This is a genomic window from Candidatus Amarobacter glycogenicus (assembly GCF_016704105.1).
Lineage (GTDB): Bacteria > Chloroflexota > Dehalococcoidia > Tepidiformales > Tepidiformaceae > Amarobacter > Amarobacter glycogenicus.
This window is the reverse complement of the sequence record NZ_JADJAT010000002.1, coordinates 206505-231009: the sequence shown is the minus strand read 5'-3', so window position 1 is coordinate 231009 and position 24505 is coordinate 206505. Positions and strand designations below refer to the sequence as shown.

Genomic DNA, 24505 nt, shown 5'->3' with positions numbered 1-24505 from the left:
ACTTGTGCTAACGCCTGGGCTTTCTGTCACAATGCCCTGATGGCGCGCGTGGCGAACCCCGTCCCGGCCCTCGAACAGTTCAGCCCGGCAGCGCGTGCCTGGTTTGCGGATTCGTTCGAGGCGCCAACGAAGGCCCAGGAGCTCGGGTGGCGTGCGATCGGGAGTGGCGAACACACGCTCCTCCTGGCGCCGACGGGGTCGGGCAAGACGCTGGCGGCGTTCCTGTGGTGTCTCGACCGGCTGGCGAACCGCCCGCCGCTTCCCACCGGGAGGGGAGGCAAGGTCGTCCGCGCGGGCGTCTCCGTCCTCTACGTTTCTCCGCTGAAGGCGCTGTCGTATGACATCGAGCGCAATCTGCGGGCGCCCCTTGCCGGCCTCCGAATCGCCGCGGCCCGGGAAGGACTACCCCCTCCGGACATCGCGGTTGCAACGCGGACGGGAGACACCCCTTCGCGCGAACGCGAGGACCTGCGCAAGGACCCGCCGGACATCCTGATCACCACACCAGAATCCCTCTACCTGATGCTGACGTCACGCTCCAAGGCGATCCTTGAAACGGTGGAGACGGTCATCATTGACGAGATCCACACGATGGCGGGGACAAAGCGAGGCGCGCACCTGGCCCTATCGCTGGAGCGGCTGGAGCGGCTGACTGGACGGTCTTTCCAGCGGATCGGCCTCTCGGCCACGCAGCGGCCCCTCGAAGAGGTCGCGAAGTATCTCGGCGGTGATCGGCCGGTGCGCATCGCCGATGCCGGAATGCAGCGGTCGTTGGACCTTGAAGTGGTCGTCCCGGTGGAGGACATGACGCGGCTCGGCGAACTCGTGGGATCGATCCCTGAGTCAGAAGTCAGTCCCGAAGCGCGAACGTCGATTTGGCCGGCGCTCTACCCGCGGATGCTCGAACTCGTCCGTTCCCATCGTTCGACGCTGCTCTTCGTGAACAATCGTCGCCTGGCGGAGCGGCTGGCTGCGCGTGTGAACGAGCTTGCGGGCGAGGAACTCTTGCTCGCCCACCACGGTTCGGTGTCGCGCGAGCAGCGGCTCGAAGCGGAGGAACGATTGAAAGCGGGGACGATCCCGGGCCTTGTGTGCACCAGCTCGATGGAGCTGGGCGTCGACATGGGCGCGGTCGACCTCGTCATCCAGGTTGAATCGCCGAAGTCAGTCGCTCGGGGGCTCCAGCGAGTTGGCCGCGCGGGACACCAGGTGGGCGCCACCAGCATCGGGCGAATCTTCCCGAAGTTCCGGGGCGACCTGCTCGAATGCGCTGTCGTGACGGAGCGCATGCGGAAGGGTCTCATCGAAAAGACGGAGGTTCCGCGGAATCCGCTCGATGTGCTCGCCCAGCAGGTGGTGGCGGCCTGCGCGTCGGAGGACCTCACGGTCGAGGAACTGTTCGCGATGGTCCGCCGCTGCTACAACTTCGCGGACTTGAGCAGAGAACAGCTCGAAGGCGTGCTGGGCATGCTGTCGGGTCAGTATCCGTCGGATGAATTCGCCGACCTGAAGCCACGGATCCTCTGGGACCGCGAGACGGACGTACTTTCGAGCCGCCGCGACGCCCGCATCGTCGCCCTGGTCAACGCGGGCACCATCCCGGACCGGGGGCTCTATGGCGTGTTCCTGGGAGTTGGCGGGCCGCGCGTCGGCGAACTCGACGAGGAGATGGTGTACGAGAGCCGCCCGGGCGAGACGTTCCTTCTTGGCGCCAGCACGTGGCGGATCGAACAGATCACGCGCGACCAGGTCATTGTGTCACCGGCGCCGGGCGAGCCCGGGAAGATGCCGTTCTGGAAAGGTGATGGCGTCGGACGGCCGTTGGAGTTCGGCCGGGCGGTGGGTGCGTTCACCCGGGAGATTGACGCGATACGGGACCCGGCAAGGGCGGCGTCGCGGCTTCGTGAAGTGCACGACCTGGATGAGAACGCCATCACGAATCTCCTGGCCTATCTCGCGGACGAGAAGGAGGCGACGGGGCACCTCCCGACGGACCGAACCGTCGTCGTGGAGCAGTACCGGGACGAACTGGGCGACTGGCGGATGGTGATCCTGTCGCCGTTCGGCGGACAGGTACACGCGCCATGGGCCCAGGCGATCGAAGCTGTCCTGGCGGATCGCAGTGGCTTCGAGGTGCAGACGATTTGGAGCGACGACGGCATTGCCATCCGGTTTGCCGGGGGCGACGAATTGCCCCCGGTGGAGTCGCTGTTCCCAGGGCCCGATGAGGTCGAAGAGTTGGTGGTATCACGGCTGGCGAACACTGCGCTTTTCGCGTCGCACTTCCGCGAGAACGCCGGCCGCGCCCTCCTGCTGCCGAAGCGGCGGCCAGGCGCGCGTTCACCGCTCTGGCTCCAACGGCAGCGGTCAGCGAACCTCCTGGCCGTCGCCAGCCGCTACGGGTCGTTCCCAATCATCCTGGAGACCTACCGTGAGTGCCTGCGCGACGTGTTCGACATGCCGGGTCTGGTCCAGGTGCTGCGCGAAGTCCAGAGCCACGAGATTCGGGTGGTGCCGGTGCAGACACGGGAGGCATCACCGTTCGCCCGGTCGCTGCTCTTCGACTACGTGGCGGCGTACATGTACGAGGGCGATGCTCCACTCGCGGAGCGCCGGGCGCAGGCACTGACGCTCGACCGGAACCTGCTCAGAGACCTCCTGGGTGAGGCGGAGCTTCGCGAACTGCTGGACGCGGGAGCCGTTGAACAGGTTGAACTCGAGCTGCAGTGCCTGGTCGAGAATCGCAAGGCGAAGACCGTGGACCACGTCCACGACCTGCTCCGTCGCCTGGGGGACCTGGACGTCGAAGAGGTCGCCGCCCGTCTGGCCGCAGTGGGGGCCGCCGAAGCATGGTTGGGAGAATTGGAGACGAGCCGGCGAGCCTGCCGGGTGAGGATCGGTGGTGCGGAGCGTTGGATCGCCATTGAAGACGCGGGCCGCTTCCGGGATGGGCTCGGGGTTTCGATTCCGGTGGGCGTGCCAGAGGTGTTCCTTCGACGGAGCGAGAACGCGCTTGAGGGCCTGCTGGCCCGCTTCGCACGGACGCATGCACCGTTCGTGACGGCAGCACCGGCGCGCCGATGGGCACTGCCCGAGTCGCTGATCCGGGAGACGCTCGAGGAACTCGATGCCGGGGGCAAACTGCTCCACGGTGACTTCCGTCCCGGTGGCAGAGAACGGGAATGGTGCGACCCGGATGTGCTGAGGCAGATCAAGAGCCGTTCGCTCGCGCGGCTGCGGAGAGAAGTCGAACCGGTGAGCGGGGCAGCCTATGCCCGGTTCCTGCAACGCTGGCACGGGATCGGATCGGCGGCCCGGGGGCTGGAACGGCTCCGGGATGTGATCGGGCAATGCGAGGGTGTCGCATTGCCGGCGAGTGCTCTGGAACGGGAAGTCCTCTCTGTGCGGGTTGGGGACTACCAGCCGGCCATGCTGGATTCACTGATGGCGGCCGGCGAGGTCGCGTGGTTCGGAGCGGGGAGGCTGGGACGAGACGACGGCCGGATCGTGCTTGTCCGGCGAGAGATGCTCAGTACGTTCGCTCCAACGTCTCCGGAGGCGCCGGGTCCGCTCCCGGCCGCGATTCTCGCGGCGCTGGAAGCCCGCGGCGCCCTCTTCTTCAGCGATCTGGTCATGGCGACGTCTGCTCCGCACACCGAGGTGCTGGAGGCTCTCTGGGACCTGGTCTGGGCGGGTAGCGTTACGAACGACACGATCGCACCTGTCCGGGCACTCGCGTGGGGCAGGCGCGGGACCACGCCAGCTCCTCGCGGCCGCATTGGCAAGCTGCCCCCCGAAGCGGCCGGCCGCTGGTCAGTTGTGAGGCCGAGTGCGGTCGATGAATCGCGGACAGCGACAACGGCCCGTTCCCATGCTCGCGCCCAGTCACTCCTCGATCGGCTGGGGATCGTCACGCGTGAAGGGGTCGCTGCGGAGGAGCAGCCGGGTGGGTTCTCGGCGGTGTACCCGGTGCTGAAGGCGATGGAAGACGCGGGACGCGTTCGGCGGGGGTACTTCGTGGAGGGTCTCGGCGCTGCGCAGTTCGCGCTGCCCGGTGCTGCGGAGCGCGTCCGGGCCGAGCGTGAAGCGCCAGACGAACAGACGGCGGTTGTCCTCGCTGCAACGGACCCGGCGCAACCGTACGGCGCGACCCTCGCATGGCCGCGTGACGACGAGAGTTCGCGAAAGGCGTACCAGCGCGTGGCTGGCGCCAGGGTCGTCCTGGTCGACGGTGTGCCGGTGCTCTACCTTGCCCCTGGGCGGAGGGCGCTCCTCGCTTTTCCCGCGGCAGCGGATGAATCGCCACTGGCCGTGGCCGCGGAGATGCTGGCGAGCGACCCGGCTTCACTCGGCAGCAAGGGGCTGTCGATTGAGCGCATCGACGCGGAGCCGGTTGGCGATTCGGCGATCGCCCGGGCCCTGCTTGCTGCGGGCTTCGCCCGCGGGTTCCGTGGTCTCACGCGGCGGTCTGAACGTGCGGTGGTGCGCAATGCCTGAAGGAGACGCGCTGTACCGCTTCGCAGAGAAGCTCCGGCCAGCGCTCGACGGCAAGATCATCCGAGCTGCCAGGAGCCATGGCCCGGGTCCGGTGCCGCGCGTCGAGAAGATCGTCGGTCAGCGCTGCACTGGTGTCCGGTCGCAGGGGAAGAACATGCTCATCGGATTCGAGAACGGGCTCGCCCTCCGAGGGCATCTGCGGATGTATGGGACGTGGCACGTTTACGAACCCGGCGAGCGATGGACGCGCCCTGAGCGAGAGGTTCGCCTGGTGCTCGAAGTCGACGGTGCAGTGGTGGTGAATTTCGGCGCGCCGGTGATCGAACTCGTCGAGGAACGCAGCCTTGGATACCACGCGCCGGTTTCCAACCTGGGGCCGGACCTTCTTGACGACGCCTTCGACGCCGAGGAGGCGCTGCAGCGGTTGCGCCATCCGACTCGGGCGATGCTCACCATCGGCGACGCGATCATGGACCAGCGAGCCGTAGCGGGGGCGGGAAACATCTGGAAGCACGAGGCGCTCTTCCATGCGGGAGTGAATCCGTGGCGGCGCGTTTCCGACCTGAGCGACGACGAACTGCGAGGACTGCTGGGGAAGGCCCAGGGCCTGCTTCGGGCCAGCGTGGGCAAGGAGAATGCGCTGGGACTCACGCGCAGGCCGACGATGAACGTCTATATGCGCGGGGGCCAGCCGTGCCGCCGTTGCCGGACAACCCTCCGGTCGGCGCCACAGGGGGTGGACATCCGTCACACGGCATGGTGTCCGAAGTGCCAGCCGGTGGTCGAAGGGCAGCTTGAACCGCCGCGAAGCCGGCGCGATCGTCCACTCGTGGTACGCCCGGGGGAGACTAACCGTCAGCTTTCGAAGTAAGAGGTGAATTCGCGGGCGCGCTGCTCGTCTGACAGGCCGCGAATTCGGGCTGTCGGCCGATGGAACACTTTGTCGATGAGCGATCGGGTCACCGCATCGAGGACTTCCGCGGGGACCTGTGGGTGCAACTTCCGTGCTCGTTCGAGTTCTTGCTGGCGGATGGCTTCGACCTCCGCCCGAAATGCTCCGAGAGGGGAGCGTGAGTTCTCCCCGAGGCGCGCGAGCCGCTGGTCAAGTATCTCGCCGAGGCGGGCACGGAGCTTCCGACGCCGCGCCGTCGCATGCGGGCGTGTGGCTTCTTCATCCAGCATGTCGGCGATGGCAACCACGCCGGGCGAGGATGGCACGTTGAAGTTGCGCGGCGTGCCCAGGTCGACCAAGAGACGGCAGGCTGGCAGGACACGGGGCGCGATTTCCCCGGCGCCAGAGCCCAGGCAGCCGACAACGACATCGAATCGCGGGAGGCCGGGCACCCGCCCGAGTTCGACGAATTCGTCCCCGAACGGCGGTTCCGGGGGACGCCGGGCAGCGACAGTGACCCGGAAGCCGAGTTCATGGCCGCGCTCAGCGATGAGCCGGCCCATCGCACCAGCGCCGAGGACCAGGAGCAATCCGCCGGGCTGCATCGTGGAGAGCCGAAGCGCCTTGTCCAACAGGTGGCCCGCGTGGCTTTCGAATCGCGTCTCGGCGCGAAGGGCTCTGGCGGTAGCGATGGCGATGTCCGAAGCCGCGCGCAACTCGTTGCTGGCTGCGGCGAAGGCAGAGCGTACCTGGCCGGTGATCTGGTCTTCGCCGAGGACGACCGATTCGAGGCCAGCGGTGACTGCCGCCAGGCGTTCGAGGGCGGCGTGGCCGGTGAGCCGTTCAGGAGCTGCGCAATCACAAGGGCCAAAACCGTAGGCTTCCAATCGCTGGCAGCTCGTAACGACCGCATCGCCATCGTGGTCGCCGCCTATCGATGCGCGCGCAGCGGCCATTTCGGCAGCCCGGTAAGAAACTGTGCGCCATGCGCAACATCGCAATTGTTCGAGGCTTTCGCGATTCATGGTTGGCAACCAGCGTATCAACGCGATGTTACGAACGCGAGAACTACGCCTGGCGGCGGCGCCACTCAACGAGGTTCGCCAGAGCGATACCCGCCCGGGCAATGCTGGGGAAGGTGGCGAGGCCCTGGCGCCAGCACAGCTCCTGGAACTCTGAAGACTGGTCGAAGGCATCGCCGGTGACGGCCGGCCTGATGGCGACAACCAGCGGCTTACCAGTCTCCCGCTGGATGCGACCGAGCGTTTCGGCCTGGCGAACCATTCGCTCGCGGACGTTCTGGTTCCGGGCGACGGGGCCCCCTCCGAAGCTCGTATGGAAGAGCACGACGTCGATGTTCTCGGCAGTGGCACAGGGTCGAACGGTGGCTTCGAACGCCGCGTCTTCCCAGAGGCTGGTGGTGTCGATCGGGTTGCGAATGCTCGTCCCGGCTTCGTGGGTGACCTTCGCCAATTGCTCCTGGGTTTCTGTGAGCAATGCCGGGAGCTGGAGCCCGGCGGCGTCCAGGTCGTCGGCCGCGAGCACACTCGCGCCTCCGCCACCGCCAACAACGACGACGCGCGGCCCCGCGAGCTGCTTCACGAAGCGGAATGCGACGGCCGTGTCGACGAGCTCTTCGAGGCTTTCGACGCGGAGTGCGCCGGCCTGCTTGCAGAGGGCATCGAAGATCTGGAGTGAGCCGGCGAGCGATGCCGTGTGGGAACTTGCCGCTCTCGAACCGGCCTCGGTGCGGCCGCTCTTCAGGATCGCGACAGGCTTCTTCTGGGCAGCCCGGCGGATGGCCCTGGCGAGGCGGGGTCCATCCTGGATGCCTTCGAGGTAGGCGACGATGATCTCGGTCTTCGGGTCGTCGGCGAGGTATTCAAAGAAGTCCGCGGCCTTCAGGTCCGCGCCGTTGCCGAAGCTGATGACTTTCGAGCAGCGGATGCCGCGAGGGACGGCGTAGCGGATGAATTCCCCGGCGTTCATCCCGGACTGTGAGACCATGCCCACCGGACCCGCTTCAGCGATCTGGCCGTTCATCATTGCGAGGCGTGAGTCCGGGACGTAGAGGCCCATGCAGTTCGGGCCGATGAGGCGAATCCCGGCCTCCCGCGCCCGTGCGACGACGGCTTGCTCCATCTTCGCCCGCTCGGCGTCGCCGGTCTCTGTGAAACCCGCGGTGAACAGGTGGAGCACCCGGACGCCCTTCGTGATGCACTCCTCCAGGAGCTGCGGCACGAAGCGGGCGTTGACCGACGAGATGACGTAGTCGACCTCGTCGGGAATCTCCAGGAGCGTCTTGTAGCAACGCAGGCCCCGAATAGCGGGGGCCGTCGGATGGATCAGGTAGATCGGGCCACGGAACCCGATTTCCTGGAGGGAAGAAACGAATCCTCCGCCTCCGAAGGCAGCGGTCTCCTTGGCCGAAACGCCGGCGATGGCGATCGAGCGGGGATTGAAGACGAACTCAAGTTCGGGCGTCGTGGCAGGCGCAGTCATAGAAGGCTCCGGTGAGATCTTGCGGCAGCAAGACCCGGCGGGAGACGCCGGGAAAGTGGGCTGAGTTTACCAGAGGTTCGCGGATACGTTTGACCGTGCCGCAGGGCGTGGGCACGATGCCGCATGTCGCACCGCGACAGCTATGAACGTCCTCACCCGTCTCGCTACCGCCGGATTCATCTTCTCGATCCCCGTCTTCCTGGTGACGGCGAACGTGCGCTTCGCCGCGGGCGACGCGTGGTTCTACGAGCAGGGCTTCCGGCGGTATGACGCCGACCAGGCGACCGGGGTCTCGTTCCCGGACCTGGACCGAGCGGCCGAAGACCTGATCCGCTACTTCGAAGACGACCGTTCCAGCCTGCGGACGCAGGTCACGATCGACGGACAGGAGACGGCACTGTTCAGCGAGGAAGAGACGTCCCACATGCGCGACGTCAAGGGACTGATGCGTGCGGTGTTCCGGCTGAACGAGGTTTCGCTGGCCATCATCCTGGCTTACATCGGCGGGGCGGTGCTATGGACCCGGGAACGCACGCCGCGGCAACTGGCGGCCTATTCCCTTGCGGGTGTGGGCGCCGGCCTCGCCGCTATCGGCGCCATCGGCGCATTCGCCGTGACGGGCTTCGATTCAGCCTGGACGAGGTTTCATGAGATCGCGTTCAGCAACGACCTCTGGCTCCTGGACCCGGACACCGATCATCTGATCCAGATGTTCCCCGAGCCGTTCTGGCAAGACATGACGTACCTGGTGGGAGGACTGACGGTTGTCGAAGCGCTGGCAGTCGTGTCGCTCTCGGTCAGCTACCTGGTGTTTGGGCGCGCTCGGGACGGAGCGCCAGAGACGGCCCGGGCGCGCAGCGGGGCCGGCGACTAGTTCGCGCAGGCGCAACCGCCGCCGCCGCAACAACCACCGCCAGACGGAGCTTCATCCAGCATGAGGCCGCCCGCGGTGCGCGACATCGCGAAGGCGGAGACGGTCCGTTCGGCGCGGTGACCGCTGGCGCACTTCGTCGCGACGGCGGCTTCGGACATTGGCCGGCGTTGCTCGAACTTCGCGCGGCAGGTGGGGCAGTAATACTCGTAGATGGCCATGCGGGCAGTATAACGGGCGCGGGGCTGGCCGATCAGGCTGCGCGGCCGGCCCGGCGACGGCGTGTGCGCTGCGCAGTGCGCGTGGCGGGCTGCGCCCGGGCAGGCAGTGTGACGACTTCGGCAGGCTCGCGGAGCGGGACGGACATCGGCAACTCGGCGAATGAGCCAGTCATGATGGCGCGGGTGATGGCGTTCGAAGGCTCGACCCAGCCAGCGCCGGAGGCACGTTCGGAGCCGCGGAGCCGCGCGAGGAATGAGTGGAGCCAGCGGAACTTCCAGACCATGGAGGTAGACAATAACTGGCGTGTTCCCCTAATGGCAACCGCCTATTTACCCGCTGTACCCCTGCCGGCACGCCGGAGAAAGTCGCCTACAACCTGGTTCCACTCGCCGGCCCGTTCGAAGTAGCAGGAGTGCCCGGCGCCTTTGACCTCGTGGTACTCGGCGCCCGGGACGAGTGACTTCGCCTGCCGGATCATTTCCGGCGAGGTGATGAGGTCATGCTCGCCGACGATGTAGAGCACGGGAACGGCAAGGGCGGCGAGCATCTCGTGGGTGCTGCCCCTGTAGGTGGGTGGCGGGCGCCCAAGCATTCCCTTCGGGCGGGGCGGGTTGATGGCGTTCAGCTGGCGGTAGAGCAAGGCCATGCCGGGGTTCGCTTCTTCGTAGCCGGGGGCGAGCGCGTGTTCGCGGAGGCCGCCATCGCCGCGTTCGTCTTTCAGCTCGTCCTGCAGTTCACGCACCCGGTCGTCTGTTGCCCCTGCAGTGGTGCCGCAGAGTACCAGGGAAAGGGCGCGTTGCGGCGCCAGGCGAGAGAGTCCCGCGACGGCACGGCCGCCCATGGACTGAGCGATGATGTGTGCGCGCCCGATGTCCAGCCGTTCGAGCAGCGCCACGAGGTCGGTGCCCAGGGAGAACCGGCCGACGGCCATTTCACCCCGCGAGAGACCCCAGCCGCGGGCGTCGAACGTGGTGCAGCGGAACTCGCGGGAGAACGCAGCGACCTGCTGCCACCAGACGAGGTGGTTGCCGCCGGCGCCATGGAGGAATACCACATCGGGCCCGCTGCCGTGCTGCTCGTAGTAGAGGCGGGCGGCGTTTACGGTCACGTAGGGCATAGCCGCATTGTATCCGGTGGGCAGGGCCCCCGCGCTGGCGTTCCGTGGTGGTGTGGTTAGGTATTTCCTCGCTGCATCCGATTCAGCATCGCATCCGGGAGGGAGACACCAGCATCGATGAAGGCTTTCCTATGGCTGCGGCGTTGGGGCCGAAGATGGTCGTGCGATTGCTGGCGACGAACTCCTGGCTTTCTTCGATCCGGCTGATCTGGCCCTGGAATCTCGGTGCGACGTAGCGGGCGAAGAGTTCGTAGCTGTGCCGCGTCTTCTCCCAACTGGTCCATTCGTGGGCGAGGCCGAGCAGCGCGCCGAAGCCGCCGCTCATCTCCTGCATCCGCTCGATGGCGGCGATGGCGTCATCGGGCGTGCCGACGATGGCGCCGCCGCGTTCGACCTGGCTGGCGACGTCCGGCTTCACGCTCGGGTCTGCGGGCCGGCCGAGGGTGTTTTCGAAGTAGTCTTTGTTGAACTGCTGGTTGCCCTCGTCGACGTCGCGGATGGCTTCCTCGCGGGTGTCGGCGAGGTGGATGGGGAGGACGAGGCGCCAGTCTTCGCGGCTGAGGCCCTTGTCGGCTTTGTCGGCGGCCTCCTGAGCCATCTCCCATGTCCTGGCGAGGGAGATCAGGCCACCGGGCTGTGAAACGGCGACGGAGAGGATGCCGACGCCGTGCTTTCCGGCGGTCTGCGGGCCTGCGGGTGAGAACGTCGAGGCGACTGCGACCGGCATGTGCGGGAAGGTGTAGGGGGCGATCTGGAGGCGGGCCTCCTTCATGGTGAACCAGTCCGACTGGTGCGTGACGGTCTCGCCGCGGAAGAGGCGGAGGATGACGCCGAGTGCTTCGTCCATGCGTTGGCGCTGGGTAAGGGCATCGATCCCGAGCATGTAGGCGTCGCTGGTGAGGGCACCCGGCCCCACGCCGAACATCGCCCGGCCCCGGGTCATGTGGTCCAACTGGACCATACGGTCGGCGAGGATGAACGGGTGGTGGTAGGGAAGCGAACTGACGCCGGTGCCGAGGCGGATCGTTTTCGTGCGCTGAGCGGCGGCAGCGATCATGAGTTCGGGCGAGGCGATGAGTTCCCAGCCAGCGCTGTGGTGTTCGCCGAACCAGGCTTCATCGTAGTTCAGGCGGTCCAACAGCTCGACGAGCTCCAGGTCGCGGTCGAGGGCGACGGTCGGGTTCTCCCCGACGCGATGGAAAGGAGCGAGGAAGATGCCGAAACGCATCCGCGGCGGTTTGTAGGTCACTGTGAAGTCTCTCCGGAGCCACTGGTGTGTGACAGGCGAGATACTACCCACCTGTCAGGATTTTGCACCTTCGGGAGCTCCGAGGCTGGCGACGCCTGCTCAGGCCGGTGAGCGCCGGGAGACGAAATTGAGCCGTCCGTTAACCCCGATTTTGCCTTGCGTTTGCTGATGACGCCGGTCGGGCGCGCCGATACATACCCAGGGAGGGTCATTCGCTTCGGCCGATCCGATCTGATCAGCCCGCGAAATGCAGGGGAGTTCCCGAGAGAACACGGCGGAAGGTAGCCCGAAACTGGGCAATGGCTGCTGTTGAGGTGTGAGGATGCCACCAGGCAAGGGGTTTTACGGTCCCAAGTACCGGGAGAAGCGATCGGGAGACCGGAAGCTTGCCCCGTTCGCCCTGCTGGCGGGTGTGCCGGTACTGGCATTCCTCGCCTGGATCGGCGCCTGCGCTTTCGGCGGCGGTGGGGCTGGGGAAGCGCCAGCGGAGGGCCGCAGCGGCGAGACGCTGACCAAGGCAACTGAGTCACCGAAGATCGCGCCGACGCGCGACCCGGCGAATAAGGTCGCGGGGGAGAACGAAGGCGCCGGGACGGTGGCCGCCAACCCCGCGAAGCCCGACATCAAGGAGTACCTGATCGCAGGCGGCAAGCGATTTGAGTTGCCGCTCAACACGCACGCCGGCGTGGAGGACTATTTCGGGACACCGCGCGCGGATGACAAGGTCCACACCGGGGTGGACTTCTCGCTGGTCGGGCTCAAGAACGTACCGGTGGAATCGGCGTGCAGCGGTTTCGTGATCGAGGCCGGTGTTGACGAGGTCTACGGGACCCACGTGATTATCGATTGCGGCGGCGACTTCAAGGTGGTCCTCGGCTGGCTGGAGAGCCTGCGCGTGACGGACGGCAACAACGTCTCGAAGTCGACTGTCGTCGGGACTGGCGAGCCGGACGGGTTCGTCCACTTTGAGATCCGGTACAAAGACGTCCCCTTCGACCCGAAGGAGTTCGTCCAGATCCCGGGGAAGGAGATCGTCCCGTGGACGCCCACGCCGACTCCAACCCTGCGCCCGGGCGAGACACCAACCCCGGAGCCGACCGAGACTCCGGAGCCGACGCCGAACTCGGGGCCAACACAGAGCGGCCCGGAACCTACGGCTACGCAAGGGCCGCCGACTTCGACGCCAACGATCACCCCGACGCCGACGATCACGCCGACGCCGACTCGGACGCCGACACCGACGAAAACGCCGGCGCCCCCGAAAAAGACACCGACTCCGCTTCCTCGCCAGCAGTAGAGCGTGTGGCGCCGGGCTTGACCGCGCGGCGCTTCACCTCCGACGATCCGTGCATGGCTCTTTACGAATACCTCTGTGCCGCTTGCGGCACTCGCACTGATAAGCGGATGCCGATGAGCGATGTCCTCCAACAGATCCCCTGCCCGAAATGCGGCAAACAGGCACGCAAGACCATGGGCTCATGGTCGGTGGTGGGCGGAACCCAGGCCGGTGTAGAAGACGGGCCTGCGCCGTGGGATTCCGATGGCGGCGGCGACGACTTCGGGGGCGAGGGGTTGGGTGGCGGCTTCGACATGGGCGGACACGGCCACTCCCACGGAGCGGGCGGTCACAGCCACTAATCCAAACAGGGGAAACGGCCTGCAAATGCGCGACAGGTTCTCGCCCGGCGCTGAAGTCGTGGTTCGCTACATAACGCGGTTGGGCAGTACCGTCGGCATGACCTGGCCGTTCCGCGTGGTGCGGGACGACGATGACTTGCTCGCGTTGTGGTTGCCCCGGGGTTCGTTGGGCCGGCTCTGGAGGAATTCTCCGGGCCAGGCGCGAGAACTCGTCGAGGGCGAGTGGCGGCGGGACACGCTGCGCCTGATGTACCCCGGCAAGCCCTACTCCGTCTGGCTCTTCTGGGAGGGCGAACCGCGCCGGTTCACGACGTACTACGTGAACTTCGAGGAGCCGTTCCGCCGGACGCCAGTTGGCTTCGATACGAACGACCACACGCTGGATATGGTGGTCGCACCAGACCTGACCTGGACGTGGAAAGATCGCGACGAGTTCGAGGCGCTGGGTGTTTCCGGGCACTTCTCGATGGAGTTTTCGGAGACGGTGGAGGCAGCGAGTCGGGAAGTTCTCGAACTCATCGAGAGCGGGGCCGCACCGTTCGATGGTTCCTGGGTGGGGTGGGCGCCGCCGTCGGACTGGACCGTGCCGGTGCTCCATCCGCGCTGGCAGGAGGAACCTCCGACGCCCTGGAACCGCCGCGAATGGGCGTACCCTTTACCCTACCGATGAGTTAGTCCCGGGCAAGCAATGGTGTGCGCACGCGGTTGCCGAGCGGGGGCAGAGTGGCGGTCGCGGTAGGGGTTGTGGCTGGCGGGTAGGCTGACTGGAGCCCTGCGATGTCGTCGGCCGTGAGTTCGCGCCGGGACTCGCCCGCGGCGATCTGGCCATACATCACCGATTTCAGGTACACGCTGGAGCAGGCCGGCGCGCCCGCGTCTCCGCAAGAGTGGCCGAGGCCGAGGGCGTGGCCCAGTTCGTGGAGGACGGTGGTCGGCAGGTCGTACGCTCCCGGCGCGGGAGGAGTGGAGCTTGACCACGTCCCATCGCCGTCAAGTTCCATGTCGAATTCCTTGATCTTCCCGCCGGCGAAGATGGTGCAGGTGATGCCGAGGGTGAGCCCGGGGAGGTTTGCGAACCGCACGGTGTTGGTGCCGTCGGTGACAAAGTTCGGCCCGTCGGCGCAGGAGCCTGTCCCGTTTGTGGTCGTGCCTCCCCAGGTGAAGGCGAACGCGGAGGGGACGGCGTTCCACTTGGCGATCGCATCCTGGATGACCTGGGCAGTGGCGATCCCGCCTGGCGCGCCAGAGGGGTTGAAGGCGACAGCGACGGGGATGGAGGATGCCGGCCACCGGGAGGAGTTGACTTTGAAGGCGGCGCTCACGCCGGTGTGGATCTCTTCTTGCTCGATGGCGACTGTCCCGTCGCTCGCGATCGTCAGGACATGGCGGACGACGGTAACTTCCTCGTCGACGGCGGTGGCTGCGGCTGGTCCCCTGGCGATGAACAACAGCGCCAGCCCGCCGGAGAGGGCGATCAGTGCCGCCGCTACCCTCAAAGCGGGGTGATGGACCCCACCGGCAGCGGCCGAGCGAGATGTCATGCTCGAAAGGGTCGCATGTTTGAGGTAACGGCGCGAAAAGAAAGGCCCAGGCACGTCGGCGTGCCCGGGCCTTCTATTTGATTCGATTCCGGTAGGTGTCAGCCCCCGAAAGTGAAGTCCGCGTCCTGACAATCCTTGTTCTTGTCAGCGACTTTCGTCAGCCGATCGGAGATGTCCTTGGGCGGGTCTGGCATCAGCTCGTCGCCGAGGGCGTCGAAGTTGCCATCCTTGAGGCCCTTCACGGCCTTGTCGAGGGCATCGGAAGCGTCGTCATGCCACTCCTTGAGATCCTTCGGCGGGTTGGCCTTGGCGAACGCCTTGGCGAAATCCTCGAACGGTTCGGCAGCCTTCTCGGCTGCTTTTTCGAGGTCCTTCTCGCTGGCGAGATCCTTGGACAGCTTTTCCATGGCGGTCGCGAATTCGGCGCCTGCCTTGCAGATTGATGCGACGTACTTCTCATCGGTGCCGGTCCCGCCACTGCCACCGTCGTCGTCGTCGTCTCCGCCGCACGCCGCGAAGACGCTGGCGCCGAGCACGGCCGGGATCATCCCTGTTACGAGGACCAGTTTACGAAAGTTCATTGTTTCTCCCATCTATTTCCGCTGCGCAAATTCTTGCTGTATTGGCTGTTGGGCGCCACCCGCGGAGTCCGGCGGCCCTCGTTAGGGTCTTCGGCAGTCGTCGGTTCAGCCTGAAGGCACGAACCAAGCAAGAGGGGCGCCTTCAGGCGCCCCTCTCGTGGTTTTCCCGTAGGTCGAGACTAGATCTCGAGCATCTGCGCGACGCGCTCGCGGTGGAAGTCGCCGTCACCCCAGAAGAGCTCCGCACGCTTCTGGCGGCGGAAGAACAGCTGGATGACGTAGTCCTTGGTGAAGCCGATACCGCCGTGGATCTGCTGCCCGTGGGCGACAACGCGGCGGCTGGCATCGGAGCACCAGGCCTTGGCCATGGCGACGTCCATCTGGGCGGAGTCTTCGCCTTCGCTGGTTGCCCAGGCGGCCTTGTACATGATGAACCGCATGCCATCGACATCGGTGACCATGTCGGCGGCCTTGTGCTGGATGGCCTGGAAGGAGCCGATCGGGCGACCGAACTGGACGCGCTCCTTGGCGTAGTTCACGGAGATCTCGAAGTCCTTCTGGGCGAGACCGACCAGATAGGCGCATTCGAGCACGGTTGCCTGGTTGCGGATCGTATCGCCAACAGCCTGGGGAACCGCCATGACGTCGTCATCGGCGACGGCAACGTCCTTGTAGACAACTTCCGCTTGCTTGTCGCTGGCGATCGTCTTGAGCACGGTGACCTGGACGGCGGAACGCGGGACCACGACGGCCACCATGTCGTTGCCCTTCCGGGCAGCGGTGACGATGTAGTCGGCGACGGCGGCATCGGGCACGAAGAGCTTGGTGCCGTTGAGCTTCCCGCCTTCGAGCTTCATCTGGACGCCATCGCGATCCCAGCGGCCGCTGGGTTCGGTGAAGGCGTAGGTGAAGATGGAGGAACCGTCGGCGAGCTTCGGCAGGTACTTCTTCTTCTGGGCGTCGCTGCCGGCGGCGAGGAGGATGGCAGCCGCGACCTGGTTCGGGATGAACGGCCCGGGGACGAGCGCGCGGCCGAACTCTTCGACCAGTACTGCCAGATCGAGGAACGAGAAGCCGGCACCGCCGTGCTCCTCTGGGATCATCAGGCCCTGCCAACCGAGGTCAGCCATCTTCTTCCAGAGCTCGGGGCTGTAGCCCTTTTCGTCCTCTTCCATGGCGCGGACGTGCTCTTCCGGGCACTCCTTCTCGAGGAATTCGCGGGCTGAGTTCTTCAGCAGTTCCTGTTCTTCACTGAGGCCAAGATCCATTCGGTTTGCGTCCCTTTCGAAATGTTGGAGTCTGCGCGCGGGGCGCAGACGAACGAGCCCCGGAGTGGCCGGGAGCCGGTGTGCGGCGGGATTGTAGCAGGATATTTCGCGTGCTGCGAACGTCCTTCGAGAATCCCGCCTGGTTCAGTCCGCCTTCGCCGAGCCGACGATGATGTCCTGCACGACGGCCGGGTCGGCGAGGGTCGTCACGTCGCCGACGTTCTCCGGTTCGCCCTCGGCGATCTTGCGCAGGATGCGGCGCATGATCTTCCCCGAGCGGGTCTTGGGGAGGCCCTCCACGAACTGGATCTTGTCCGGGGTCGCGATGGGGCTGATGTCCTTGCGGACAGCGTCGCGCAAGGATCTCGCCAGTTCCGGTGAGCCACTGTAGCCCGCTTTCAGCAGGACGTAGGCGTAGATGGCGTTGCCCTTGACGTCGTGGGGGTAGCCGACGACGGCGGCTTCGGCACACGCTTCGTGTCCCACGAGAGCGCCTTCGATTTCAGCCGTGCCCAGGCGGTGGCCGGCCACGTTCAGGACGTCGTCGACGCGCCCGGTGATCCAGTAGTAGCCGTCCTTGTCTCGATGGCAGCCGTCGCCGGTGAAGTACTTGCCGGGGTAGGTGGCGAGATACGTGAGGATGAAACGCTGGTGGTCGCCGTAGACCGTGCGCATCATTCCGGGCCAGGAAGCCTTCATGCAGAGCCGGCCGGTGACGTTGTTGCCTTCGAGTTCGAGGCCGGCTTCATCGACGACGCAGGGTTCCACGCCGAAGAACGGCAGCGAGCCAGAGCCGGGCTTCATGTCGGTGGCGGCGGCAAGGCCGGTGATCATGTGGCCCCCGGTTTCTGTTTGCCAGTAGGTGTCGACGATGCTGCAGCGCCCTTCGCCTACGACGTTGAAGTACCACCGCCAGGCTTCGGGGTTGATTGGCTCTCCCACGGTCCCGAGGACACGGAGCGAAGTCCGCCTGTGTGCCTTCACGTGCGCGTCGCCTTCGCGGGCGATGGCCCGGATCGCCGTTGGGGCGGTGTAGAAGACGTTTATGCCGAGGCGGTCGACCATGTCCCAGTAGCGCCCGGGATTGGGGTAGGTCGGGATCGATTCGAACATAACGCTCGTCGCACCGTTGCCGAGGGGGCCGTAGACGATGTAGCTGTGACCGGTGATCCAGCCCACGTCGGCGGCGCAGCAGAAGATGTCGTCGTCACGCAGGTCGAATACGTACTTGTGACTGACCATGGTGTGGAGGAGGTAGCCGGCCTGGGTGTGCAGCACGCCCTTCGGTTTCCCGGTCGAGCCGGAGGTATAGAGGATGAAGAGCGGGTCTTCGCTGTCCATGGACTCGGGGGCGCAGACGGCGGATTCGGCCGCCACGACTTCGTGCCACCACACATCGCGGGAGGCTTCCATGCCGACGGCGGAGCCGGTGTGCTGGAAGACGACGGTGAACTCGACAGTGTGGCCGGGTTCCTGAAGTGCCTCATCGACGTTGGCTTTGAGAGCGACCGGGCGTCCACCGCGGCGTCCTTCGTCCTGGGTGATGATCGCCTTGCAGGTGGAATCATCGACGCGGTCTCGTATCGACCTCGGGCTGAAGCCTCCAAAGATGACCGAATGGACTGCGCCGATGCGCGCACAGGCGAGCATGGCGACGGCGAGTTCTGGGACCATGCCCATGTAAATGGCGATGCGGTCGCCCTTTTGCACGCCTCTGCCGCGCAAGTAGTTTGCGAGGCGGCAGACCTCGTCGTGCATCTCGCGATAGGTCATGGTCCGGTTCGAGCCGGGCTCGTCGCTTTCCATGATGATCGCGGCTTTGTCGCCGTGGGTGGCGAGGTGGCGATCGAGGCAGTTGACCGAGACGTTCAGTTTGCCGCCAAGGAACCAACCGATTTCGCCGGTTGTGAGGTCTTCTCTGGACACGCGGGTAAACGGGGCGTCCCAGGTGATGAACTGGTTTGCCATCTCCGACCAGAACCCGTCGCGGTCCTCGATACTGCGCCGGTAGAGCCGGTCGTATTCGGTGCGAGACGCCACAAGCGCGCCTTCGCGGACCCCAGGTGGTGGGGCATACGACTCATCAACGGGGAGTCCAACTTCAGCCATCGCGGTTCTCTCCATGCGTGGTTCCTTCCGTTGGGAAGGCAGTGCCTGCAAAGCGGCATTGTAACGAGTGGGACGCTGAGCCTCAGACCGGCCGCCAGCCGGTGAAGACTTCGCTGTAGCCTTCCGGGACTTCGCTGTGGACCAGCGGTACCGCGGCGGGGTGGAAACCTGCATCAGTCAGGGCGGAGAGCCAGGTGTCGCGTGGCAGTGCGCCGTTGACGTGGCGGTCGAGGACGACGCGAGGCTCATGGCCGTCTTCGTGGAGGACGTAGGCGTAGTCGACGGCGAACTCGTAGGTGTCCGGCGGTCCCGGCGAAGTCCACTCGAGGTAACGCAGCGCGCGGCCGACGCCGTCATGGCCGCCGTGGTCGGTTTCGTAGACGAGATTCTCGGCGGTGTGGTCCGGACAGAAGACGGCGACGCCGCCGGGCAGGCAATGTTCAAAGGCAGTCGCCGCGAGCTGGCGGATGTCCTGTTCAGTGGTGAGGTAGGAGCAGGCATCGTGGACGAACACCGCTTCGAACCGGCGGGCGAGGCGGAGGGTGCGCATGTCGCCCTGGATGTGCTCGAGCTCCGAGTTGATCGTGCGGCTGAGGGCCAGCATTTCCTCCGAACGGTCGCTGAGCACGACGTCGGGAATGTGCGCCTTGTAATGGGAGGCGTTGTTGCCGCCGCCGGAGCCGAGCTCGAGGAGGCTCGCAGGCGAGCGCCCGATGATGTTCCTCATCAGGGTCAGATAGTAGGCAGCCTCTTCGGCGTAGTCTTCGGGAGCCGTGATGAGGTGAAACCACTCGGCGAGTTCGTGGTACATCCTCGGGCGGGAACTCATGGGACGCTCGCATCGTATTCGGTGGCGATGTGGCCACCGGCTTTCAGCGCTTCGAACTCGGCGTCCGAGACCTCCAGGACGTCCCGGTACACGTAGTCGTTGTGTTCGCCGAACATCACCGGTGGCTGAAGGTACTCGACGGGAGTACCCGGGATTTCCAGAGAGGCCCAACGTACTCGTAGGCGCCGGAGGCCGGCTGGGTCTGCGTCTTGAAGAAGTCGCGCGCCCGCAAGTGTGGGTCGTCGAACATGCGCGACGCTTCGAGAACGGGCGTGGCGGCGACGCCGGCGGCCTGAAGCCGGTGCATGAGTTCGTAGTCGTCCTGGGTGGCCGTGTAGGCGGCGATGTGCGCGTCGATCTCGGCATGGTGTTCCAACCGGCCGGCGTTCGCCGCGAATCGTGGGTCAGTTGCCCATGGCGGGCTTCCGATGGCCTGCCCGAAAGCGCTCCACTGCTCGTCGGTGTCGATACTGATGGCGATCCAGCGGTCGTCCGAAGTGGCGGCCGTGCCCGGCGAAACGGTGGGGTAGACGCCGGAAGGCGAACGGCCGTCGATGTCGCGGTTCGTCATGGCGCCCTGGACATTGCCGTTGAGGCTGTAGTCCATGATCGCCTGGGTGAACATGGCGGCCGCATTCTCGGCCTGGGCGATTTCGATGAGCTGGCCTTCACCCGTGCGGTCCCGGTTCCAGAGCGCGGTCATCACGGCGAACGCCCCCTGTGCGCCAGCCAGGTAATCGCCGGAGTAGATGGCGGTGTTCGAGCTGGGGTCGGCGTCGTCGTAGCCGCGGAGGAGACTGTGACCCATGACCGCCTCGAGGTGGACTCCCAGGGCACGGGCATGGGCGTAGGGTCCGTTGCTCCCGTAGGCGGGGACGCGCACGAAGATGATCTTCGGGTTGGCGGCTTTCAGCCATTCATAGGTGATACCGAGGCCCTCCATGGTCCCGGTGGCGTTGTTTTCGTAAACCACGTCGGAGACGGCGACGAGCCTTCGCAGGATATCGAGCCCCTCCGGCCTGCGGAGATCGACCGTGAAGCTCTTCTTGTTCCGGTAGAGGCTGACGAACGTCGGGTTGTAGTCCCATGGCCGGTCGCCGACCTCGTTGTGCGGGAGGCCCCCGGCCCAGGCGATAGAAGCGCCGATGAGCATCTGTGGCGGGCGGGCCATTGCCCCCCGCGTCATCGGCTGGAACACGAATGGGTTCTCTGGCTTGATGACTTCCGCCCCGAGGTCGCCGAGCAGCATGGTTGCGAACGGCCCGGCCCATACGACGCAGAGATCGATAACACGAACACCTTCGAGCGGTTTCTGCGTCACGCCGCACCTCCGGAAGCCGCAGTGATGGCGGTCGAATCGAGGCCCGATTCGGCGAGCAGTGCTTTCGTGTGTTGGCCGAGGAGCGGGGCGGCTCGTCGCAGTTCCCAGCCGTTCTTCTCCATGATCAACGGCCGGCCCGGGATAGTGAGTTCACCCATCTCCGGGTGGCTGGTCCTTGTCCAGAACCCGCGATTTCGGAAGCTCTCATCGGTGAACAGGTCTTCCATGGTGAACATGGGTCCGCACATGACCTTCGCGCGACGGGCTTCTTGCCAGACTTCCCGTTTGGTCCGTTCGATGCACCAGCCGATGAAATTCCCGTTCCACTCTTCGATGACCGCCGGGTCCATACGCTGCATGGGGTCGCTGTAGCGGGGGTCGTTGAGCCAGTCGGCATGGTTCAGCATGTCGGCGACGCGGTCGGGGCGGAGGCCTGCGTTAGTGAAATCAACGTAGCCGTCCGCGCATGGGTAGATGCCGCCCGGCATGCCGCCGCCGTGACTGGCGACGCGCAGGGTCTTGCGGCCGCTGAACTGGAACGCGATGGCCGTCGCGTGGCGGCGGTCGACGCCACCGAAGTGCGTCTCGGCCAGGGAGATATCGACGTGCTGGCCGATGCCGTGACGCTTCGAAGCGAACAGCGCGCCCATGATACCGACGGCGGAGGCGGCGCCGGATTCGAACAAGGCGGCAGTCCCGGCCATCTTCACGGGTTCCCGGTCCGTTTCGCCCATCGAGTACATCTCTCCGGCGAAGGCGTACAGCGTCAGGTCTGTGAGCTTGAAGTCGCGATACGGGCCATCCTGCCCAAAATTCGAGATCGAGACGACCGGGAGCGATGGCTTGAGGGCCTTGAACCACTCGTAGCCGATACCGAGGCGCTCCTTCGTCGCGGGCGCGTAGCTTTCGACGACGATGTCCGCCGTCTTGGCGAGCGCGGCCAGAGCGAGTTTGCCCTCCTCAGTGCGCAGGTCCAGCACAACCGAACGCTTGTTGCAGTTGAGATAGAAGTAGAGACCGCTCTTTTCCGGGTGGGCCTGGCCAGCTTTGAACGGGCCCATGCGGCGGGTGACATCGCCGCCCGGTTTTTCGACTTTGATGACGTCGGCTCCGAAATCGGCGAAGAGCCGGGTCGCATAAGGCCCGGCGATATGCTGCGTGAGGTCCAGGACCCTCACGTTGTCGAGTGCCTGCACGTGTACCTCCGTGGCTTGACGGTTCACGTAAACGCTGAACGCGGACGAACTCTAGCAGAGGCAGGAAACGGGAGCATCCCGACGCGCGGCACCATTCGCGCCGGGCCCTTACAATCCCGCCACAAGCAATATCACTTCCGGGGTGCCCCAAATGAGCGTCCGCTACCAGAACTGGCGCGATGACTACCAGTCGCGTCTGAAGACTCCTGACCAGGCCTGCGAGGCCATCAAGGAAGGGGACCTCGTCTCCATCACGATCCTGTGCCCCGCACCGCTCGTCGGGGCCTTCGTCAACCGGGCGAAGCAGCTGAACAGGGTCGACTTCCGCACGCTGGCGCCGAACAACCCCGACCTGTTCAACCCGGCGATCGTGAAGGGCGAGAAAGAGATCGAGATCTTCATCGGCGATGCGATGCGTCCCTCGCACGATGCGAAGATCTCCACGTACCTGCCCAACACGTTCATGCTCGGTATGAAGGCGACGGACAACAACCGCGAAGAGGCGCGCCTGCCCGATGTCTTCTTGACTCCGTGCAGCGTGCCGAACGAACAGGGGTACGTTCACTTCGGACCGCACATGTGGATGCGGAAGTCGTACGCGAAGCGGTGTCCGAAGACTATCGCCATCGTAGACCCCAACATGTCGAAGGTTCACGGCGACGTCTGGATGCACGTCAGCGAGATTGACACGTTCATCGAGGGTGCGATCAAGCTGGTCGACCGGCCCGGGGTTGAGGAGCGCGTGCGGACGCTTTCGCCGGAGCCGCTGCGGCCGCAGCTGTTGGAGCTGCTGGAGAAGGTGTCGAACGAGCAGCTCGCGCTGGTGGAGGCCATGTTCCACGCCTTCCCGCCGGAGCTGCTGAAGACGTCACTTGGCATGGTCGAGATCGACCCCGCTGCCCAAGGAATAGCCAACAACCTGCGGGGCCTCATCCGGGACGGCGACACCATCCAGGTGGGTGTAGGTCAGCCCAGTTCGCTGATGTTCCTGGCCGGTGCGTTCGACGATGCGAAGCACCTCGGTGTGCACACGGAGCTCGGTTCGCCCGGGCTGGCGAAGCTGTGGGCGCGCGGGATCGTCGATGGGTCTCGCAAGACGCTCTTCCCCGGAAAGTCGGTTGCCGTGGCGTGGACCGGCTGCGACGGTGAGGACCTCAAGATCATCGCCGACAACCCGGCGTTCGAGCTGCACCTGCCGGAGAACATCCTCAATCCTGCCCTGATGTCCCAGAACCGCCAGATGACCTCAATCAACAGTGCGATCGCGGTCGACCTGCTGGGTCAGATTGCCAGCGAGGATCGATTCGGGGGCCACATGGTAAATGGGACCGGTGGGCAGCCGGACACGCATATCGCCGCGGCGCTTTGCAAGGACGGGCGGGCGATCACCGTCATGCGCTCGACGGCGATGGAGGGATCGATTTCGAAGGTGGTGGCGCGGCACGATGCCGGCACGCTGGTCACGATCCCCCGGTACCTTGCCGACACGATCATCACCGAATTCGGGGTCGCCAGGCTGCTGGACAAGAACCACCGGCAGCGTGCCGAGGAACTGATAGCCATCGCCCACCCGGACTTCCGGGGCGAACTCCGCGAGCAGGCGAAAGAGCTCTGGGGTTAGGCGACCGCTTCGGGTTCGGCCGCCTGTTCGGCCTGCTCGCCTCGCAAGGCGCGAAGATTCAGGTTTATCTGGTCATGGCCGAGCAAGAGGAAGACCGCGCCGATCAGGCTCACCGGCACGACGTTCACGAGGTGGGCGAGGATTGCGAAGCTCAAGGCTGGTCCGCTCGCGACATCGAAAGGTAGGAGCGAGAGCGTCGCGGCCGCGTGGAAGACACCGATGTACCCCGGCGAGGAGGGGATCAGCATCGCCAGGTTGGTCGTGCAGGTCAGGAGCACCGCGACCGGAAATGGCGCGTCGATGTGGAGCGCCTTCATCAACAGGTAGTTGATCGCAAAGGCGCCGATCCATGCTCCCCAGGACCAGCCCCAAATCGGGACGAGGCGCTGACGGGAAAAGAGCTGGCGGAACCCTTCGCCAAATGACCAGACCTCTTCCCGCAGCCGCTGGTTCCCGGGGAGGCGCGCGACGATCCGCTCGTGCCTGGCCAGAAGTCCGATGCGCTCGCGGAAGAGTGTCGCTCCCAGTGCGACGCAGGCCATCGCGGCGAAGATCACCCACGCCGCCCGAAGCCAGGGCTCGTATCCATCGGGCACAGGGAGGAATGGACTGATCAGGAGGAATCCGGTCAGGAGGGTCACCATGTCGGTCACTCGTTCGGTGAGCATGGACGAAATGACGTGGCCGAACCTGATCCCCGGCTGGCGAGTCGTCATCGCCACGCGTGCGACGTCGCCAAGGCGCGCAGGGAGGACGTTGTTCAGCAGAAAACTGATGTGGAGGATGCGATAGAGCCTGGTAGTTGAGACGGCGGAGCCTTCGGGCAGGAGGAGGCGCCAGCGCACGGTTTTGGCGACGAGCGAAGCGACGAGACAGGTGACGGCGAGGGCGATGAACCTGGGGTCCGCAGCCTGAAGGGCTGCCTCGGTGCTGGACCAGGGAATGAGACGGAAGAGCAGAGCGGCGCAAACCGCAGTAACGACAAGGCCGATGAGGAATCGTCGCATCGGGGGGTGAGCCTTCAGGGGATCCTTGCCCCTCGGGGCAAAGA

21 protein-coding genes are annotated in these 24505 nt (G+C 65.6%); 7 read left to right on the top strand and 14 right to left on the bottom strand.

Going from position 1 to position 24505, the window contains the following annotated elements:
* Positions 1 to 39 precede the first annotated feature (39 nt).
* Positions 40 to 4497, top strand: coding sequence for a DEAD/DEAH box helicase (locus tag IPG14_RS05860; RefSeq protein ID WP_343391180.1), 4458 nt, complete (start codon positions 40 to 42; stop codon positions 4495 to 4497).
* Positions 4490 to 5368, top strand: a complete 879-nt coding sequence (locus tag IPG14_RS05855; protein ID WP_343391179.1) for a DNA-formamidopyrimidine glycosylase family protein — start codon at positions 4490 to 4492, stop codon at positions 5366 to 5368. Before IPG14_RS05860 ends, IPG14_RS05855 begins: the two co-directional genes overlap by 8 nt.
* Here IPG14_RS05855 and IPG14_RS05850 read toward each other — a convergent pair.
* Together IPG14_RS05850 and IPG14_RS05845 are read right to left on the bottom strand one after the other, a co-directional pair.
* Positions 5353 to 6345 carry a hypothetical protein gene (locus IPG14_RS05850; RefSeq protein WP_343391178.1) on the bottom strand — a complete coding sequence of 331 codons (993 nt, stop codon included), beginning with the start codon at positions 6343 to 6345 and terminating at the stop codon, positions 5353 to 5355. The two genes, IPG14_RS05855 and IPG14_RS05850, sit on opposite strands and share 16 nt — an antisense overlap.
* Positions 6346 to 6457: 112 nt before the next feature.
* Positions 6458 to 7891: a CoA-binding protein gene (locus IPG14_RS05845; RefSeq protein WP_343391177.1), complete on the bottom strand. Its 1434-nt coding sequence runs from the start codon at positions 7889 to 7891 to the stop codon at positions 6458 to 6460.
* 142 nt (positions 7892 to 8033) lie between these two features.
* Here IPG14_RS05845 and IPG14_RS05840 point away from each other — a divergent pair, with 142 nt between their 5' ends.
* Entirely contained in the window at positions 8034 to 8765 is a 732-nt protein-coding gene (locus IPG14_RS05840; protein WP_343388730.1) for a TIGR01906 family membrane protein, read from the top strand.
* Here the strand turns inward: IPG14_RS05840 and IPG14_RS05835 are convergent.
* From IPG14_RS05835 to IPG14_RS05820, 4 genes are all read right to left on the bottom strand, one after another.
* Positions 8762 to 8983, bottom strand: coding sequence for an FmdB family zinc ribbon protein (locus IPG14_RS05835; protein ID WP_343388731.1), 222 nt, complete (start codon positions 8981 to 8983; stop codon positions 8762 to 8764). The two genes, IPG14_RS05840 and IPG14_RS05835, sit on opposite strands and share 4 nt — an antisense overlap.
* Before the next feature lie 32 nt (positions 8984 to 9015).
* The gene (locus tag IPG14_RS05830; protein ID WP_343391176.1) at positions 9016 to 9267 is read right to left on the bottom strand and encodes a hypothetical protein; all 252 of its coding nucleotides are present in this window, start codon (positions 9265 to 9267) and stop codon (positions 9016 to 9018) included.
* Between the two features lie 42 nt (positions 9268 to 9309).
* Positions 9310 to 10101 (bottom strand): alpha/beta fold hydrolase, encoded by a 792-nt coding sequence (locus tag IPG14_RS05825; RefSeq protein WP_343388733.1) that lies wholly within the window; start codon positions 10099 to 10101, stop codon positions 9310 to 9312.
* An 82-nt stretch (positions 10102 to 10183) separates the two neighbouring features.
* Entirely contained in the window at positions 10184 to 11350 is a 1167-nt protein-coding gene (locus IPG14_RS05820; RefSeq protein ID WP_343391175.1) for an LLM class flavin-dependent oxidoreductase, read from the bottom strand.
* A gap of 322 nt (positions 11351 to 11672) precedes the next feature.
* On the opposite strand from IPG14_RS05820, the gene IPG14_RS05815 reads away from it, so the two are divergent.
* The 3 genes from IPG14_RS05815 to IPG14_RS05805 are packed head-to-tail and all read left to right on the top strand — an operon-like array spanning position 11673 to position 13658.
* On the top strand, positions 11673 to 12647 hold the full coding sequence (locus IPG14_RS05815; RefSeq protein ID WP_343391174.1) for a M23 family metallopeptidase: 975 nt from the start codon (positions 11673 to 11675) through the stop codon (positions 12645 to 12647).
* A 53-nt stretch (positions 12648 to 12700) separates the two neighbouring features.
* The gene (locus IPG14_RS05810) at positions 12701 to 12988 is read left to right on the top strand and encodes a zinc ribbon domain-containing protein (RefSeq protein WP_343388736.1); all 288 of its coding nucleotides are present in this window, start codon (positions 12701 to 12703) and stop codon (positions 12986 to 12988) included.
* 25 nt (positions 12989 to 13013) lie between these two features.
* The gene (locus IPG14_RS05805; protein WP_343391173.1) at positions 13014 to 13658 is read left to right on the top strand and encodes a DUF402 domain-containing protein; all 645 of its coding nucleotides are present in this window, start codon (positions 13014 to 13016) and stop codon (positions 13656 to 13658) included.
* Position 13659: 1 nt separating this feature from the next.
* On the opposite strand, the gene IPG14_RS05800 is transcribed toward IPG14_RS05805, so the two are convergent.
* From IPG14_RS05800 to IPG14_RS05770, 7 genes are all read right to left on the bottom strand, one after another.
* Complete coding sequence (locus tag IPG14_RS05800) at positions 13660 to 14529, bottom strand: matrixin family metalloprotease (RefSeq protein WP_343391172.1); 870 nt, start codon at positions 14527 to 14529, stop codon at positions 13660 to 13662.
* A gap of 98 nt (positions 14530 to 14627) precedes the next feature.
* Positions 14628 to 15110 (bottom strand): hypothetical protein, encoded by a 483-nt coding sequence (locus tag IPG14_RS05795; protein WP_343388739.1) that lies wholly within the window; start codon positions 15108 to 15110, stop codon positions 14628 to 14630.
* A gap of 179 nt (positions 15111 to 15289) precedes the next feature.
* Positions 15290 to 16378, bottom strand: a complete 1089-nt coding sequence (locus IPG14_RS05790; RefSeq protein ID WP_343391171.1) for an acyl-CoA dehydrogenase family protein — start codon at positions 16376 to 16378, stop codon at positions 15290 to 15292.
* Between the two features lie 144 nt (positions 16379 to 16522).
* Positions 16523 to 18487 carry an acetate--CoA ligase gene (gene acs / locus IPG14_RS05785; protein ID WP_343388741.1) on the bottom strand — a complete coding sequence of 655 codons (1965 nt, stop codon included), beginning with the start codon at positions 18485 to 18487 and terminating at the stop codon, positions 16523 to 16525.
* 82 nt (positions 18488 to 18569) lie between these two features.
* Positions 18570 to 19316 (bottom strand): class I SAM-dependent methyltransferase, encoded by a 747-nt coding sequence (locus IPG14_RS05780; protein ID WP_343384316.1) that lies wholly within the window; start codon positions 19314 to 19316, stop codon positions 18570 to 18572.
* Between the two features lie 115 nt (positions 19317 to 19431).
* The gene (locus tag IPG14_RS05775) at positions 19432 to 20637 is read right to left on the bottom strand and encodes a CoA transferase (RefSeq protein ID WP_343391170.1); all 1206 of its coding nucleotides are present in this window, start codon (positions 20635 to 20637) and stop codon (positions 19432 to 19434) included.
* The gene (locus IPG14_RS05770) at positions 20634 to 21833 is read right to left on the bottom strand and encodes a CoA transferase (RefSeq protein WP_343391169.1); all 1200 of its coding nucleotides are present in this window, start codon (positions 21831 to 21833) and stop codon (positions 20634 to 20636) included. The genes IPG14_RS05775 and IPG14_RS05770 overlap by 4 nt, the downstream gene beginning before the upstream one ends.
* 151 nt (positions 21834 to 21984) lie before the next feature.
* Here IPG14_RS05770 and IPG14_RS05765 point away from each other — a divergent pair, with 151 nt between their 5' ends.
* On the top strand, positions 21985 to 23454 hold the full coding sequence (locus tag IPG14_RS05765) for an acetyl-CoA hydrolase/transferase C-terminal domain-containing protein (protein ID WP_343384319.1): 1470 nt from the start codon (positions 21985 to 21987) through the stop codon (positions 23452 to 23454).
* Here the strand turns inward: IPG14_RS05765 and IPG14_RS05760 are convergent.
* The gene (locus IPG14_RS05760; RefSeq protein ID WP_343391168.1) at positions 23451 to 24461 is read right to left on the bottom strand and encodes a lysylphosphatidylglycerol synthase transmembrane domain-containing protein; all 1011 of its coding nucleotides are present in this window, start codon (positions 24459 to 24461) and stop codon (positions 23451 to 23453) included. The two genes, IPG14_RS05765 and IPG14_RS05760, sit on opposite strands and share 4 nt — an antisense overlap.
* Positions 24462 to 24505 lie beyond the last annotated feature (44 nt).